Source organism: uncultured Desulfovibrio sp., from assembly GCF_944324525.1.
Lineage (GTDB): Bacteria > Desulfobacterota > Desulfovibrionia > Desulfovibrionales > Desulfovibrionaceae > Desulfovibrio.
The window spans coordinates 137224-152189 of record NZ_CALUWS010000001.1 but is presented as its reverse complement, the minus strand read 5'-3'; the positions used below and the strand labels follow the sequence as shown (position 1 = coordinate 152189).

At 65.6% G+C, this 14966-nt stretch carries 12 protein-coding genes and 1 pseudogene; 3 read left to right on the top strand and 10 right to left on the bottom strand.

What is annotated here, in order from left to right; genetic code table 11:
- Positions 1-3 precede the first annotated feature (3 nt).
- The 5 genes and pseudogenes from mutS to xerD form a co-directional block, all read right to left on the bottom strand.
- A pseudogene (gene mutS, locus Q0K12_RS00660) lies at positions 4-2670 on the bottom strand (DNA mismatch repair protein MutS); the annotation flags it as partial.
- Between the two features lie 170 nt (positions 2671-2840).
- A complete protein-coding gene (locus tag Q0K12_RS00655; protein ID WP_297259474.1) occupies positions 2841-3347 on the bottom strand; it encodes a LapA family protein in 507 nt (168 codons plus the stop codon).
- A gap of 24 nt (positions 3348-3371) precedes the next feature.
- Positions 3372-3845, bottom strand: a complete 474-nt coding sequence (locus Q0K12_RS00650; RefSeq protein WP_297259473.1) for an HIT domain-containing protein — start codon at positions 3843-3845, stop codon at positions 3372-3374.
- Positions 3846-3935: 90 nt separating this feature from the next.
- Positions 3936-6638: a CBS domain-containing protein gene (locus Q0K12_RS00645; RefSeq protein ID WP_297259471.1), complete on the bottom strand. Its 2703-nt coding sequence runs from the start codon at positions 6636-6638 to the stop codon at positions 3936-3938.
- Entirely contained in the window at positions 6635-7597 is a 963-nt protein-coding gene (gene xerD / locus Q0K12_RS00640; protein ID WP_297259469.1) for a site-specific tyrosine recombinase XerD, read from the bottom strand. Before xerD ends, Q0K12_RS00645 begins: the two co-directional genes overlap by 4 nt.
- An 83-nt stretch (positions 7598-7680) precedes the next feature.
- Between xerD and folK the strand changes: the two genes are divergently transcribed.
- Both folK and Q0K12_RS00630 read left to right on the top strand, forming a co-directional pair.
- Complete coding sequence (folK, locus tag Q0K12_RS00635; RefSeq protein WP_297259468.1) at positions 7681-8193, top strand: 2-amino-4-hydroxy-6-hydroxymethyldihydropteridine diphosphokinase; 513 nt, start codon at positions 7681-7683, stop codon at positions 8191-8193.
- A 76-nt stretch (positions 8194-8269) separates the two neighbouring features.
- On the top strand, positions 8270-8569 hold the full coding sequence (locus tag Q0K12_RS00630) for a TRASH domain-containing protein (RefSeq protein WP_297259466.1): 300 nt from the start codon (positions 8270-8272) through the stop codon (positions 8567-8569).
- A 210-nt stretch (positions 8570-8779) separates the two neighbouring features.
- Here Q0K12_RS00630 and Q0K12_RS00625 read toward each other — a convergent pair whose 3' ends face one another.
- From Q0K12_RS00625 to acpS, 5 genes are all read right to left on the bottom strand, one after another.
- Complete coding sequence (locus Q0K12_RS00625; RefSeq protein ID WP_297259464.1) at positions 8780-9169, bottom strand: RidA family protein; 390 nt, start codon at positions 9167-9169, stop codon at positions 8780-8782.
- 459 nt (positions 9170-9628) lie between these two features.
- The gene (locus tag Q0K12_RS00620; RefSeq protein WP_297259462.1) at positions 9629-10852 is read right to left on the bottom strand and encodes an aspartate kinase; all 1224 of its coding nucleotides are present in this window, start codon (positions 10850-10852) and stop codon (positions 9629-9631) included.
- 34 nt (positions 10853-10886) lie between these two features.
- On the bottom strand, positions 10887-11399 hold the full coding sequence (gene tsaE / locus Q0K12_RS00615) for a tRNA (adenosine(37)-N6)-threonylcarbamoyltransferase complex ATPase subunit type 1 TsaE (RefSeq protein WP_297259460.1): 513 nt from the start codon (positions 11397-11399) through the stop codon (positions 10887-10889).
- Positions 11393-13054 carry an NAD(P)H-hydrate dehydratase gene (locus Q0K12_RS00610; protein WP_297259458.1) on the bottom strand — a complete coding sequence of 554 codons (1662 nt, stop codon included), beginning with the start codon at positions 13052-13054 and terminating at the stop codon, positions 11393-11395. Before Q0K12_RS00610 ends, tsaE begins: the two co-directional genes overlap by 7 nt.
- Before the next feature lie 2 nt (positions 13055-13056).
- Entirely contained in the window at positions 13057-13440 is a 384-nt protein-coding gene (gene acpS, locus Q0K12_RS00605; RefSeq protein ID WP_297259456.1) for a holo-ACP synthase, read from the bottom strand.
- A gap of 143 nt (positions 13441-13583) precedes the next feature.
- On the opposite strand from acpS, the gene Q0K12_RS00600 reads away from it, so the two are divergent.
- Positions 13584-14924, top strand: coding sequence for a UDP-glucose/GDP-mannose dehydrogenase family protein (locus Q0K12_RS00600; RefSeq protein ID WP_297259454.1), 1341 nt, complete (start codon positions 13584-13586; stop codon positions 14922-14924).
- The last annotated feature ends 42 nt before the right edge of the window (positions 14925-14966 follow it).

Sequence of the window (14966 nt, the reverse complement as noted above, 5' to 3'; positions counted from 1 at the left end):
CATGCCCCAGAGCTGTTTCCATTCCGTCACCAGCCGGAGGGCTTCCAGCGGGGTCAGCTTCTCCGGCTCCACGTCCCGCAGCAGCAGGACGAGGGGATGTTCCTGCGGCTGTGCCCGGCAGGCGTCATGCGGATCGACGGTGACCGTGCCCTTGCTCTTTTTTGCCGGGGAGGCTTCCGGCAGCTCCAGGCCGGGCAGGGCAAGGGAGACGGGGCCTTCGCCGCGCCGCCCGCTCTTGCCGCGCTCCAGTTCGGCCAGGATGGCGCGCGCCCGCTGTACCACGGGAGCGGGCACACCGGCCAGGCGGGCCACCTCCACGCCGTAACTGCGGTCGGACGGGCCGGGGACCAGACGATGCAGGAACAGGATCTCGTTGTTATGCTCCCGGATGGCGATGTTCATGGTGAAGACGCCGGGGATGTTCCCTTCCAGGGCGGTCAGTTCATGGTAGTGCGTGGCAAAGAGGGTGCGGATGCCGTCAAGACGGCCGGCCAGATTTTCCACCACGGCCCAGGCCAGAGCCACACCGTCATAAGTGCTGGTGCCGCGGCCGATTTCGTCCAGGATGACCAGGCTGCGCCGGGTGGCCTGCCGCAGGATGCGGGCGGTCTCCATCATCTCCACCATGAAGGTGCTCTGCCCCTGCGCCAGATTGTCCGACGCGCCCACCCGGGAGAACAGCCTGTCCACAAGGCCTATGCGGGCTTCGGCAGCCGGCACCATGCTGCCCATCTGGGCCAGCAGGCAGATGATGGCCACCTGCCGCAAGACAGTGGACTTGCCCGCCATATTGGGCCCCGTGAGCAGGCAGAGCCGCCGTCTGTCGTCCAGCACCACGGTATTGGGCACAAAGTTGGCGCCGCCCACCATGGCTTCCACCACCGGATGGCGTCCTTCGCGCAGGAAGAGCTGCGTGGAATCCTCAAGCACGGGACGGCACCAGCCGTTGCGCCGCCCCACATGGGCCAGCGCCTGCCAGTAGTCCAGCTGGGCCAGCACATCCGCCATATGCAGCAGGCGCTCCCGCTGGGCGGCCATATGCGCCCGCAGGGACACGAAGAGGGAATACTCCAGCTCCTTGCGCCTGTCCGAAGCGGAAAGAAGCCGTTCTTCCAGCTCCTTGAGGGCGGGGGTCGTGAAGCGCTCGGCATTGGCGAGCGTCTGCCGCCGGATGAAGTGGTCGGGCAGGGGGCCGGAATGGGCGGCCTTGCTGACTTCATAAAAATAGCCGAACACGCGGTTATAGCCGAGTTTGAGCTTGCCGATGCCCGTGGCGCGCTGCTCCTCTTCAAGCATTTCCTGAAGTTTCTGCTCGCCATGCTCCACAAGATCCATGAGGCTGTCCAGATCCGCATGGTAGCCGGGCTTGAACAGACCGCCGTCCGTGATGACCGTGGGCGGACTGTCCACGAGGGCCTGCGTCAGCAGTTCCGCGCAGTCTTCCAGCGAATCCCAGCCGGCGCAGAGCTCATGCAGGGCGGCGGGCAGATCGTTGCCAAGGCTCTGCGTCTCGGTGGCGTACTGTCCGTCCGCCGGCGAGGTCAGGGCCGCGTACACATGCGGCAGCGCCGCAAGACTGTTGCGCAGGGCGATGAAATCGCGCGGCGTGGCGCGCTCCAGCGTGATGCGCGTGGAAAGCCGCTCGATGTCGTAGACGGCATCCAGCGCTTCGCGCAGGCGCTCCCGCCGGACATCATCGCCATGCAAGAAGGCCACGGCGTCCTGGATGCGCACGATGGGCCCGCGCTCCCGCCACGGGTGCCGCAGCATATCCTCCAGCAGACGCCCGCCCATAGGGGTCATGGTCTGATCGAGCACATGCCGCAGCGTCCCCTTGCCCTTGCGGCCGTTCAGGCGCGAAAAGATCTCCAGGTTGCGCTCCGTCACGTCATCGACGAGCATGCGCCGCCCCAGATCGAGCGGCTGGAAGGGCAAAAGATGTTCGGGAAGGCGCTTCTGCGTCTGCTCCAGATAATGCAGCAGACCGCCGCAGGCCCGCAGGAGCATCTCCTTGTCCTGCAGGCCGAGGGCCTGGAGTTCCTGCACGCCCTGAGCCCGGAGCACACGCTGCGCGGCCCGGCCCGGCTCGAAGGCCACACGCGGCAGCCGCACCAGCCGGATGCCCTCCAGCAGGCAGTGCGGCGGCAGGGTCATGTCCTCGGGCACGAGCAGTTCCCGCGGGGACAGCTTCTGCGCCCATTGCCACAGCTCGTTGGCCCGGCGCAGTTCCACGCCCGACCACTGGCCGGTGGAGATGTCCGCCCAGGTGAAGCCTCCCCGGCCGCCGTCGTCCAGCAGCAGCGCGCCAAGATAATTATGGCTCTTGCTGTCCAGATTGGCGTCGTCCAGCACGGTGGCCGGCGTCACCACCCGCGTCACGGCACGCTGCACGAGTCCCTTTGCCTGCCGCGGGTCCTCCACCTGATCGCAAATGGCCACATGGTAGCCCTTGTCCACCAGCTGGGCGAGGTAGCTCTGCGCCGCGTGCCAGGGCACGCCGCACATGGGCACGGGGTTCTCGCTGTCCTTGCTGCGGCTCGTGAGGGCTATCTGCAGTTCGCGGGCGGCCGTGACCGCATCGTCGAAAAAGAGTTCGTAAAAGTCGCCCATGCGGTAGAAGAGCAGGGCATCGGGATGCTCGGCCTTGATGCGCAGGTACTGCTCGAACATGGGGGTGAGCTTTGTGCCGGCAGGGGCCTGCACGGCGGAAACGGCGGGAGAGGAGGTATCGGATGTGACGGACATGGCGGCGGATCGGGCAAAAGAGGGAACAGACGCAAAGGGGCGACACCATCAGAAGATGATGCCGCCCCTCTGAAAAACGACCATGAGTGGCCCTGCTAGGGCTTGTCGGGATCGGGCGCCACGATGTCTTCGACAGGGGCGGCCGTCTCGGCTTCCTTGGCGCTGGTCTCCAGCGGCTTGGTGTTGGCGGGCTTGTCCGCGGGGGTCCCGGCAGGCTTCTCGGCGGGCTTGCCCTGCGCGGCGCCGTCCTTGTCCTGACGGGCACGCTGGAAGAAGGACTGCTTCTTGCCCTCGGCGGTCAGCTGCTTCTGCAGCTTCTCCACTTCCCGCTCGAGCTGGCTGATGCGCCAGCGGGCCTTCATGAAGCGGGCCGTGCCATGCATCTTGTCCCAGACCAGGAAGCAGACGGACAGCAGCGCGCCCAGCGCAAAGGCGGCGATGAGCATGAAATAGAGGGGCAGGGGGATGGAGGACATGGGCTCCATGAAGAAGAGGTTCAGCGTCAGCACCATGTCCTGAGACAGGGCCGTCTGGTTTTGGAACAGAAAAACCAGCGCCAGAAAGATTGCCACAACCAGAATCAGGACTTTAAGAAAGCGCATAGCTCCTCCTCATGGCGCTTTTCGTTAAAAACAGGCCCGCAGGGCCTTGTACGTTTCGCGGATATGCTGGGGAACGGTCCGCACGTCATCCATGACGGCGATGAAGGACGAATCCCCGTTCCAGCGGGGCACAAGATGGAAATGCAGGTGCTCGCCTATGCCCGCGCCGGCGGCCTTGCCGAGGTTGAGCCCCACGTTGATGCCTTCACAGTTAAAGTGCTGCTTGAGGATCCCGCTGCAGCGCTGCACAAGGTCCATGACGTCATGGGCTTCCTCGCGGGAAAGTTCCGTCAGCTCGGACACATGGCGATAGGGACAGACCATGATATGCCCGTTATTGTAGGGATAACGGTTCATGATGACGAAAGCGTGCCCGCCGCGATGCAGGACGAGGCGTTCCTCATCTTCCTCCGTGCTGTCCGGCAGACAGAACACGCAGGCATCGGGCTTCGGCCCCAGGATATATTCGATGCGCCACGGCGCCCAGAGCTGTTTCATGGTTGGTGACTATACACCTCCTCCGCGCCGAGGGCAAGCCCGCAGGCCGCCGCCCCTGACAGGAATGCGGCCGGGGGCCGCGGGATCTTTCTATTTTCTCCCCGCCGTCTCCCCGGACGCGGCGGCTTCGGCCAGCGCTTCCTGCACAAGGTCGCGGGCCAGCTCCCACTGGGCTTCGCCGCTGACCGCCGTACCGTTGAGCTTGGCCGCCAGCACCTGCCGCAAGATCTCGGTAAAGCGCGGGCCGGGCCGCAGGCCAAGGGCGATGAGGTCCGCCCCTCTGACGTCCGCCTTTTCCCTGCGCCACTGGGTGATGTAGCGGGAGAAGTTCTTCTGCAGGCCCTCCTCGTCGGTGGCCGCCATGAGATAGAGCAGGAACTCCAGCTCAAGCCCCTCCAGCATCTTCCAGAAACCGAAAACATCCGTATGGGCGTCGCTCTGCTTGCGCTGCCAACTCTCCAGACGAGAGCACAGATAGCGGGCCTTCTCCCGCAGATGGAAGACCGCTTGACGCCGCTGCGGCGGCAGGCCGAAACGCTCGTAGACGCTGCGGGCGTCCTCGTAATTGAGGTTGTGGCAAAGGGCCAGAAAGTAGGCCAGCCAGTGCTGCACCGGCTCTTCCAGATAGAGCAGATGATACCAGCTCACCATCTCCCGCATGCGCATGAGGGTCTCGCGCCGGGTGGGCGTGAGCGCCAGCTGCGGGCTTATGGCCTTGAGCAAGCCCAGCTCCTCCATGCGGATGAAGCAGGCCGGCGGGTTGGGCTCGGTGCACATGTGGCTGTATTCGTGATAGATGCGCGGGCTGCTCAGCTTGTCCAGCAGCTTGAGCGACAGGACGTTCTTGATGAGCTTTTCCGCCGCCGGGTCCATATGGAAGCCGTAACGCTGTTCAAAGCGCACGGCCCGCAGGCAGCGCGTGGGATCTTCCACGAAGCTCAGGGTATGCAGCACGCGGATGTTCCCGTCCTTGATGTCCCGCTGGCCGCCGAAAAAGTCCACCATCTGCCCGTAGGGGGAGCAGTCCAGCCGGATGGCAAGGGCATTGATGGTGAAATCCCGCCGGAACAGATCCATCTTGATGGAGGAAAGCTCCACCGTGGGCAGGGCGGCGGGATACTCGTAGTATTCCAGCCGGGCCGTGGCCACGTCGATGCGCAGCTCCTCGCCGTCCGGGCCGGTATAGATGACCACCGAGGTCATGAACTTCTGATGCTCGCGCACGCGCCCGTCCAGCGCCTCGGCCAGCGCCTTGGCCAGCTCGATGCCGCTGCCTTCCACCACCAGATCGATGTCCTCGTTGTCCCGGTCCAGCAGGATGTCACGCACGAAGCCGCCCACCACATACACGGGCAGGCCCAGCTTGCGCCCCAGATTGCCGGCCAGCTCCAGGATGGAACGCGTATGCGCCGAGAGCCTGTCGCGCATGAGCTTGGCCACATTGCGCGGTTTGATGACCGGCTGGTCGTTCTCCTTGAGCTGCACGGGCTCGTTGGCAAAGACGTTGATGAGGTCGGTGCGCGTCACCACGCCGATGACCTCGTCATGCTCGATAATGGGCACAAGACGCTGCCGCGCGCCCACGATGATGGCCGAGAGCTCGCTGAGCGGCGCGTCCGGCGGCAGCAGGGTGGGAGTGCGGAGCATGTAGTTCTCCACCATGAACTCGCCCAGTCCGTGCAGCCGGGCGCGTGAGGCCGTCTGCGCGTCGAGGAGGCCGCAGCAGCGGCGCGTGCCGGGCACGAAGACGGGGACGGCCTTGAGGCCGAAATGCAGCATGAGCTCGTCGGCCGCGCGGATGGTCTTGTCCGACTCGATGCCCACGGCGGGGGTGGACATGTAGTCTCTGGCGGTCTTGTCTTCCCCGAGCTGGCCGCGCAGATTGCGTACGATGGCGTCATGCACCTCGTTGAGCATCATGTTGCGTACGGAGGCCGAGGCCGCGTAGGCGTGGCCGCCGCCGCCCAGTTCGGCGCAGACCGCGCCCACGTTGATGAGCTCCGTCCGGCTGCGGGCCACCACCTGGATGCGGTCCTCCATGCGGCCCACGGCAAACAGCACCGTAAACTTCTCCATCTCCATGAGCCGGTGGGCCAGATAGGCGAAATCGCCGAGGTAATGCTCCATCGAGGCTTCGGCGATGACCACGGGGATGCCGTTGATGGTGTAGGTGCGGGCCGACTCCAGCAGGCTGTTCAGGGCCCGTACATGTACGCTGGTGAGCTCGTGCGCGGCCATGTCGTCGATGTCGTTGACGCGCATCCCCTGCGTGAGGAGCCAGGCGGCGCTCTCAAAGTCCAGCGGCGTGGTGGAGGAATAGGTGAACGAGCCGGTATCGCCGTAGATGCCGAGGCCCAACAGGGTGGCCTCGTCCGCATCCAGCCGGATGTCGGCAACGGAAAGGGCCTTGACGATGAGGCTCGTCACCGCGCCCACTTCGGCCCGGTGCGTCACCGTGGGCACCACATCGTCCCCGGAATCGGGGTGGTGATCCCAGACCTCGATGCGCATGCCCTCCCGGTCCAGCAGGCGGCCCACATGCTGCAGGCGGTCGCGCTGCCGGGTATCCACCACCACAAGGCGCGTCACGGCGTCCCAGTCGATCTCGTCGCTTTCGCATAGCGAATACCGCTCTTTGTCCACGGAGGCGGCGATCTTCTGGAGACCGCGTTCCTGCGTGCCCGGGAACAGCAACAGGCAGGGCGCGTACAGATGCCGGACGGCCAGCATGGCGGCAAAGGCATCGAAATCGGCGTTGGCGTGGCAGGTCACAAGGGTGGAAACGGCTGTCATCGGGACTGGCTCCGGGGATGGTGGGCACGATGGATGCTGCGCAGGCGTTCGGCCTGCACATGGGTATAGATCTCGGTGGCGCTGATGTCGGCATGCCCCAGCAGGACCTGCACGGAACGCAGATCGGCGCCGCCTTCCAAAAGATGCGTGGCAAAGGAATGCCGGAAGGTATGCGGCGAGATCTCACGGCGGATGCCCGCCGTCAGCGCGTATTTCTTGATGGCTTTCCAGACGTATTGCCGCGTGAGCCCGTTGCCGGAACGGTTGACGAAAAGCAGACGGCTGTTGGGGGAAAATTCGGGGCGGCAGTGGGCGATATAGTCCTGCAGCCGGGCCTGCGCCTCGGCATGCAGGGGCACCAGGCGCTCCTTGCTGCCCTTGCCGAACACCCGCACGAGCCCGCGCTGCAGGTCGATGTCCTCCAGCGTCAGGCCGCAGACTTCCGACACCCGCAGGCCCGCCGCGTACAGCACCTCCATGAGGCAGCGGTCCCTCCGGCCGGACTTGTCGCGCAGATCCGGCTGCGCAAGCAGGCGCTCCATCTCCTCGCGGCTCAGCACCTCGGGCAGGTATTGCGGCAGCCGGGGGCTTTCCAGCAGGGCGGCGGGATTGGCCGGCAGCACTTTCTCCTCCACGGCAAAGGCAAAAAAGCTGCGCAGGGCCGACAAGCGCCGGGCCAGACTGCGCCCCGTGTTCTGCCGCGCACGCAGCCAGGCCAGAAAAAGCATGATGTCCTGCTCGCCAAGCTGGAAGGCATGCGAGGAGGCCGCCCCCCGGCCCATGTCCCACTCGTCCAGATAGAGGAGGAAGAGCTCCATATCCTGCCGGTAGGCTTCCATCGTCCGCACGGAAAGTCCCCGCTCGGCCAGAAGGGCATTGGCCCAGACCGGGACAAGGCGCGCCAGCGCGTCACGCAGTCCGGCAAAGGGCAGGGCGGGGGAGGTCAGGCTTTTCTCCATCTCCTTATGGTAGCCTGCCTCCGCCGGGGGAGCAAGCCTCCGACGTTTTGACAGCCCGGCCCGTTCTGGGCTATTTTTTATGGATGTTGTCCGCTGACGAACTGCTGGTCTATGTGAGCCTCGGCTCCAATACTCCCGATGCCGCGCATATGCTCGACGCCGCCGGCGCCGCGCTGGAGCGGCTGGAAGGCCTGCGCCTCGTGCGGGCCGCCTCCCGCTACGCCACCGAACCGCAGGGCTATGCGGAGCAGCCGTGGTTTGAGAATACCGTGCTGGAGCTGGCTGTGGACGCGGGCCGCTGGCAGCCGCGCGAGCTGCTGGCCGCCATGCTGGGCATGGAAGCGGCGCTGGGGAGGCGGCGTGATCCCGACCTGCGCTTCGGCCCGCGCAGCATCGACATGGATCTGCTCCTTTTCGGCAACGAAACAAGCGCGGATATCCATTGCCTGTTGCCGCACCCGCGCATGTGCGCGCGGGCCTTCGTGCTCGCGCCGCTGGCGGAGCTCGCGCCGGATCTCATCGTCAACGGGCGCAGCGTCGCCCAGTGGCTGGACAGCCTTGTCTGGCGCAGGGAAGGGCGGGCAATTTTTCAGTGACCTTTCGGCAGGCCTGTGCTACACAGGGGCATTGCCGCGCTGCCCGCGCCGCATCCCCCACCGTTAAGGAGTATCTATGTGGAAATGGCTTATCCTGGCCGTGGCGGTCTATGTGCTCTACCGCATGTTTGCCAATGACATCCTGAAAAAGAAGCAGGCGGACAAGAAGGAAGACACCGCCGAGATGGAACGCAAGGTCGCCGCCGGGGAAATGGTCAAGGACCCGGAATGTGGAGCCTACGTTTCCGTGGACGACAGCATCACCGTGCGGGACGGCGAAAAGGTCTACCGCTTCTGCAGCTATGACTGCCGTGACAAGTTCCTCAAGCGCCTTCAGGAAGGCGGTCGGGAGCTGCCCGCCAAAGACGAGGAATAGAGCGGAAGAAGCCCTGACGACAGATCCGCCCGCGCCGACGGCTGCGGGCAAAGAAGGTCGATATGCAAAAGCGGCATTGCCAACGTCGGCAATGCCGCTGTTTTTCCTGCACTCCCCGCCGCGAACAGCCCCGTTCTCTCGTAGTCTGCGGTTAACCGCGTTCCGTCAGCGACCCGCGGCCGGTTCCCTTCGCGCGGCGCTCCTCGGGCGCTATTTGCCCTGCGGCTGTTTGTAGGCGATGCAGTCCACTTCCACCCGCAGGTCGCTCATCATGGCCGCCTGCACGCACACCCTGGCCGGGGCGTGCTCCGCCGTGAAATACTGGGCGTACACCTTGTTGAAGCCGGCAAAGTCGCGCGGATCATCCAGAAAAACCGTGACGCGCACCACATCCTCAAGACCGTAGCCCGCCAGTTCCAGCGCGGCCTTGAGATTGTCCAGCGCCACACGGGCCTGCACGCTGATGCTGCCGCTCACGATCTCCCCGGAAGCGTCGCGGGGGACCTGCCCGCTGACGAACAGCCAGCCGTCAGCGGCGACGGCCTTGGCAAAGGGCAGAGCGCCGGGAGCCGTGGGGATGCCGAATCGTTCGATGGACATGAGGTTTCTCCTTTCTCTTGAGGTTTTGTTTTATAAAATATTTCATGAAAAATAAAGACGGCGGGAAAAAGGCCGCTCACGCGGCCTTGATTCCCGTATCCGCCGGGGCGCGTCAGCGGCTCGCCGCTGCGTCACGCCGTCCCGTCGCTGGCGGGCGTTCGGCTAGGGTCCGTAACGCCTCCGCTGCTTGTTTTGGGGGGAAGGGGAACCCCTCGCTCTGCTGTCGATGTCCGTAAGGCTCCTTCGTCGCCTAACGGACACGGCCTGCGGCCGCCTTTCGGTCGCCGCCAGCGCGGGAGGAGTTCCCCTTCCCCCCAAGCCCCCCATCCCTTCCCCAGCGCGCTTTTGCTAGGGGAAGAGACAGGGATACGAGGCAACCCCGCCTCCCAAGATAAGGGACCATGCGGGGGTAATTTTCGGTTCCTGCTGGAATAATGTATAAAACTTGATTAGCAGGCCTTAGTTGATGTCCCAGTCCAGACCGAAGGTATCGTGCAGGATGCGCACGGCAAGCTCCACATACTTTTCCTGGATGAGGATGGTGATCTTGATCTCCGAGGTGCTGATCATCAGGATATTGATGCCTTCCTGCGTGAGGGCGGCAAAAGCCCGCGCGGCCACGCCGGAATGGTTGCGCATGCCCACGCCGATGGCCGAGACCTTGGCCACGTTGACGTCGTGCACCACTTCGGAAGCGCCGATCTTCTTGGCCACTTCGTCCATGATGGCCAGGGTCTGGTTGAGATCCTTGCGGGAGACGGTGAACGTGATGTCCGTATGGCCGTCGAGGCTCGTGTTCTGCACGATCATGTCCACCAGCACGCCCTTTTCGGAGAGCGGGCCAAAAACGGCGGCCGCGATGCCGGGCACGTCCGGCACTTCATGCAGGGTCACGCGGGCCTGGTCCTTGTCGTAGGCGATGCCGGATACAAGAAGAGCTTCCATGCTCGAATCCTCCTGGGTAACTAGGGTGCCGGGATCATCCGTGAAGGTCGAGCGCACCCGTACCGGCACTTTGTACTTTTTGGCAAATTCCACGGAACGAATGTGCAGCACCTTGGCCCCCATGCTCGCCATTTCGAGCATCTCCTCATAGGCCACGCGATCCATCTTGCGCGCGGTGGAGCAGATGTTGGGGTCGGTGGTGTAGACGCCGTCCACATCCGTATAGATCTCGCATTCCACGGAGCCGAGCGCGGCGGCAAGGGCCACGGCGGACGTATCCGAACCGCCCCGGCCCAGCGTGGTGATGCGCCCGTCTTCGGTGCAACCCTGAAAACCGGCCACGACCAGCACGTCATATTCTTCCAGCGCGGCACGCAGCTTCGCGCTGTCGATATCCGTGATGCGCGCCCGGCCGTAGTCGTCATCCGTCGTCATGGGAATCTGCCAGCCCAGAAGGGAACGCGCGCGAACGCCCGCATCCTTGAGCAGCATGGTGAACAGGGCGATGGACACCTGCTCCCCGGTGGAAACCAGCACATCGCATTCGGCCTTGTCCGGCGTATTGGACCATTCATCCGCCAGGGCAAGCAGGCGGTTCGTCTCGCCCGAACGGGCAGACAGCACCACCACCATCTTGTTGCCCCTGGCCAGACCGGCAAGGACCTTTTCACGAACCTTTTTCATGCACTCCAGATTGGCTACCGAAGTGCCGCCAAATTTTTGCACGAGAATCTTCATGCCACTCTCACGCCACCTGACTGCAACAAGTGAATCACAGGGCAACAGGATCGACCCCTTGCAGGCTGGGCCATCCCTCTTGCAGCCGTTCAACCAGACGCTGTGCGGCCGGACCCCTGGCCCGCAGCGTCACAAGGCGTTTGTCTTCGCATGAGTTCAGGCAGATGTCCAGATATTCCTTGGGCAGATCCGCCACCGGCAGGGCTTCCCCCCATTCCACGAGGCAGAGGCTTGCGCCGTCGTCCAGCGCATCCCACAACTCGTCGGGCGCGCCGGCAGGGCAGCGGTACAGATCGGCATGCAGGACGGGCGGCGAGGTGGGATAACTGTTGCACAGGGTGAAGGTCGGACTGGAGATCTCCGCCCTGTCGCCGCCGGGCAGGGCCTCCACCACGGCACGCGTGAGCGTGGTCTTGCCGCTGCCCAGATCGCCGTGCAGCAGGCAGAGCCGCACGGCGCCATCCTCCCGCAGCGCCGCCGCCAGCAGGCGGCCCAGCCGCCGGGTATCCTCGAGGGAAGCCAGTACGAAAGAGCATTCCTTCAGCATCTGCCGTCTCCTGTGGCGGCCCGGCGTCCGCCGTGCGCCGCATGCACGGACGGCAGGACGTCGGCCAGTTCATGCGCCAGATTGCCGCGCGTCGGGTACCGCTCGGCCACGGCGCGGCCGGCCAGCGCATGCCAGCTCACGCCCACGGCGGCAAGCGTCAGCGCATCCACGGGGCAGCCGCCTTCCGCCGTCGCGGCGGGATGCGCCGCCCGCCGGGCCAGCAGCGCGCCCATGCAGCCCGCCAGCACGTCGCCGCTGCCCCCCACGGCCAGCGCGGGCACATCCCACGGACTCACGCAGACAGGCCGCAAACGCTGCGCCCGCTGCTGCCCGATCAGGGTCCCCGCGCCCTTGAGCACCACACAAGCCGGCGTCAGGGCGCAGAGGGCCCGCAGGGCCTGCCGGCGGTCCGCCTGCACCTGCGCGGCCGTCGTGCCCAGCAGGGCCGCCGCCTCGCCCGGATGCGGCGTGAGCACATCCTGCTCCCGCAGGCCGCGCAAAAGTTCAGGCTCGCGGGAGAGCAGCACCAGCGCATCCGCATCCAGCACGGCGCAGGGCCGTTCCGCGCAGGATAGCAGGGCGCGCAGCAAAGCCTGCGCCGCCTCGCCACGGCCCATGCCCGGCCCGATGACCAGCGCCTGCACCCTGCCCACGCTCTCCTCCAGCAGCAGCCGCAGATTGCCCGACGGCAGCGACGGCCACAGCCCCGGCGAACTTCCCGGCATCTCCCGCACCATGATCTCCGCCAGCCCGTTGCGGACGGCAAGGCCGTTGCCGCAGGGCACGAGCGCGCCCGCCAGCCCGGCCCCGGCCCGCAGAGCGGCCCGCGCGGCAAGATGGGCCGCGCCGGACAGGTCCTCCGCGCCGCCCACCACCAGCACATGGCCGTAAGAGTTCTTGTACCCCTGCGGCCGGAAGGGCGGCAAATGCCCCAGGACGTCCGCGCTGAGCAGACGGGCGGAGCAGGGCGCCGTGCGGCGCACCGCCAGCGGGATGCCGATGGGCAGGGTGAGCAGGCGTCCCGTGAAGGGGGCGCTTTCCGGCAGGACCAGGCCGTATTTGGCGGCTTCAAACGTTACCGTGGCGTGGGCGCGCACGGCTTCCGGCTGCGGGCGTCCGCTCGCCGCATCCAGACCGGAGGGCACATCGAGCGCCAGCACGAAGGCTTCGCGCCGCAGGGCGTTGATGTGCCGGACGAGAGCGAGCATGTCCGGCCGCAGTTCCCCGTGGAAGCCGGTGCCGAGCAGGCCGTCCACCACGATATGCGGCAGTTCCGGCCCTTTGCGGGCCTCCCCGGCAAGGCAGCGCCCCACGGGCAGGAAGGCGACGCCGCAACGGCGCGCCATGCGCACATGCTGGCCGCAGGCGCCCCGGTACTGCCCCAGGGGCCGCGTATGCCAGACGGTGGGCAGGCCGCCCGCATCCAGCAGATGCCGCGCCAGCGCGGCGGCATCGCCGCCGTTGTTGCCGCCGCCCATGAACAGCCAGATCCGGCGGCCCGCCGGCGGCACGCCGCAGATCTCCAGCGCACGCAGGGCCGCGCGCGAGGCGTTTTCCATGAGCATGACTTCCGGCAGGCCCAGCGCAAAGGACGCTTCGTCCCATTGCCGCATCTCTTCCGGCAGCGGCAGGGGAGGCAGGGTGGACATGACCATACTTACTTCTCCAGAATGACGACCGCCACGGCGTAATGCCGTTCATGGCTGATGGAAACGTGCAGGCTCCGCGCTCCAAGCTGCCGCTGGCGCACGAGGGCCTGCCCAGCAAAGGAGAGGCGCGGCCTGCCGCCGGCATCGGCGAGGATCTCCACATCATGCAGGCCGATGCCCGCGCTGAAGCCTGTGCCCAGCGCCTTGACCGCGGCCTCCTTGGCGGCGAAGCGCCCGGCGAGCCGGACGGCGGACGGCAGGCCGCCCTCGGGAGCGAGCAGGGCAAGTTCCGCGGGGCTGAGGATCCTGGCGGCGTAGCGCGGACCGAAACGCTCCAGCCCGGCAGCGACGCGGTCCACCTCCACGATATCCGTCCCCATGCCTACCATCATGCCCTTTCTCCCGCCCGGGGCGTCCGGCGCATCGCGCGCACGTTGCCCATTCCGACAAAAAAACGTAGAATACCCTGCGCATTTGAACGTATCCCTTTACCGGCGTCAAGCGGCCCGGCCGTTGACGCCACACAGGAGCAAGAATGAGACTTTGCATCGTGGGAACAGGCTATGTGGGCCTTGTCAGCGCCGCCTGTTTCGCCGAAATGGGCAATACCGTCGTTTGTGTGGACGTCAATCCCGCCGTGGTGGACAAACTCAATGCGGGCAAGGTGCACATCTTCGAGCCGGGGCTTGAGGATATGGTGCAGCGCAGCCGTGCGGACGGGCGCCTGACCTTCACCACCAGCCTTGAAGAAGGCCTTGCCGAAGCCGAATGCGCCTTCATCTGCGTGGGCACGCCTCCCGGCGAAGACGGTTCCTGCGATCTGCACTATGTGGAACAGGTCGCCACGGCCATCGGCAACCATATGCGGCATGAGCTCGTGGTGGTGGACAAGTCCACCGTGCCCGTGGGCACGGCCGACCGCGTGCGGACGCTCATCGGCGAGGCGCTTGAGCGGCGCGGCGTCAGCATCCCCTTCGAGGTGGTGTCCAATCCCGAATTCCTCAAGGAAGGGGACGCCATCAACGATTTTATGAAGCCTGACCGCGTGGTGCTGGGCACGGAGTCCGAAAAGGCCGCGGATCTGATGCGCGAGCTTTATGCTCCCTTTGCCCGCACGCGGGACAAGCTCATCGTCATGGGCATCCGCAGCGCGGAAATGACCAAGTATGCCGCCAACTGCATGCTGGCCACCAAGATCTCCTTCATCAACGAGATCGCCACCATCTGCGAGCGGGTGGGGGCCGACGTGCGCGACGTGCGCACGGGCATCGGTTCGGACTCGCGCATCGGCTATCAGTTCATCTATCCGGGCGTGGGCTACGGCGGTTCCTGCTTCCCCAAGGACGTCAAGGCCCTCATCCATACGGCCGAGCATGCCGGCGTCACCCCGACGCTGCTGCATGCCGTCGAGGCCGTCAATGCCCGGCAGAAGCGCCACATGGCCGAACGCATCAAGGAATATTTCGCGCCGCAGGGCGGCGTGAAGGGCAAGACGCTGGCCGTCTGGGGACTGGCCTTCAAGGCCAATACCGACGACATGCGGGAAGCCGCCGCCATCAGCATCATCTCCGCGCTGACGGCGGAGGGCATGCGCATCCGCGCCTTTGACCCGGTGGCGGCGGACAATGCGCGCACCATCTTTGCCGACAATCCGCTGGTGGAGATCTGCGACGAACAGTATGCCGTCTGCGACGGGGCGCAGGCCCTGCTGGTCGTCACCGAGTGGAACCAGTTCCGCAACCCGGATTTCCAGCGCATCCGCAACCTGCTGACCGCTCCGCTGCTCTTTGACGGCCGCAACCTCTATTCGCCCTCGGCCATGGCCGAACGCGGCTTCGCCTACTTCTGCATCGGCAGGAAGAGCGACGCGCAATAAAACGGCCTCCCCAACCACACCTTGAAGAAAAGAGACAGGTCC

Coding starts and splice junctions, on each gene's coding strand:
- Q0K12_RS00655 (WP_297259474.1), bottom strand. CDS start 3,347: ATGCGCTTTCTTAAAGTCCTGATTCTGGTTGTGGCAATCTTTCTGGCG.
- Q0K12_RS00650 (WP_297259473.1), bottom strand. CDS start 3,845: ATGAAACAGCTCTGGGCGCCGTGGCGCATCGAATATATCCTGGGGCCG.
- Q0K12_RS00645 (WP_297259471.1), bottom strand. CDS start 6,638: ATGACAGCCGTTTCCACCCTTGTGACCTGCCACGCCAACGCCGATTTC.
- xerD (WP_297259469.1), bottom strand. CDS start 7,597: ATGGAGAAAAGCCTGACCTCCCCCGCCCTGCCCTTTGCCGGACTGCGT.
- folK (WP_297259468.1), top strand. CDS start 7,681: ATGTTGTCCGCTGACGAACTGCTGGTCTATGTGAGCCTCGGCTCCAAT.
- Q0K12_RS00630 (WP_297259466.1), top strand. CDS start 8,270: ATGTGGAAATGGCTTATCCTGGCCGTGGCGGTCTATGTGCTCTACCGC.
- Q0K12_RS00625 (WP_297259464.1), bottom strand. CDS start 9,169: ATGTCCATCGAACGATTCGGCATCCCCACGGCTCCCGGCGCTCTGCCC.
- Q0K12_RS00620 (WP_297259462.1), bottom strand. CDS start 10,852: ATGAAGATTCTCGTGCAAAAATTTGGCGGCACTTCGGTAGCCAATCTG.
- tsaE (WP_297259460.1), bottom strand. CDS start 11,399: ATGCTGAAGGAATGCTCTTTCGTACTGGCTTCCCTCGAGGATACCCGG.
- Q0K12_RS00610 (WP_297259458.1), bottom strand. CDS start 13,054: ATGGTCATGTCCACCCTGCCTCCCCTGCCGCTGCCGGAAGAGATGCGG.
- acpS (WP_297259456.1), bottom strand. CDS start 13,440: ATGATGGTAGGCATGGGGACGGATATCGTGGAGGTGGACCGCGTCGCT.
- Q0K12_RS00600 (WP_297259454.1), top strand. CDS start 13,584: ATGAGACTTTGCATCGTGGGAACAGGCTATGTGGGCCTTGTCAGCGCC.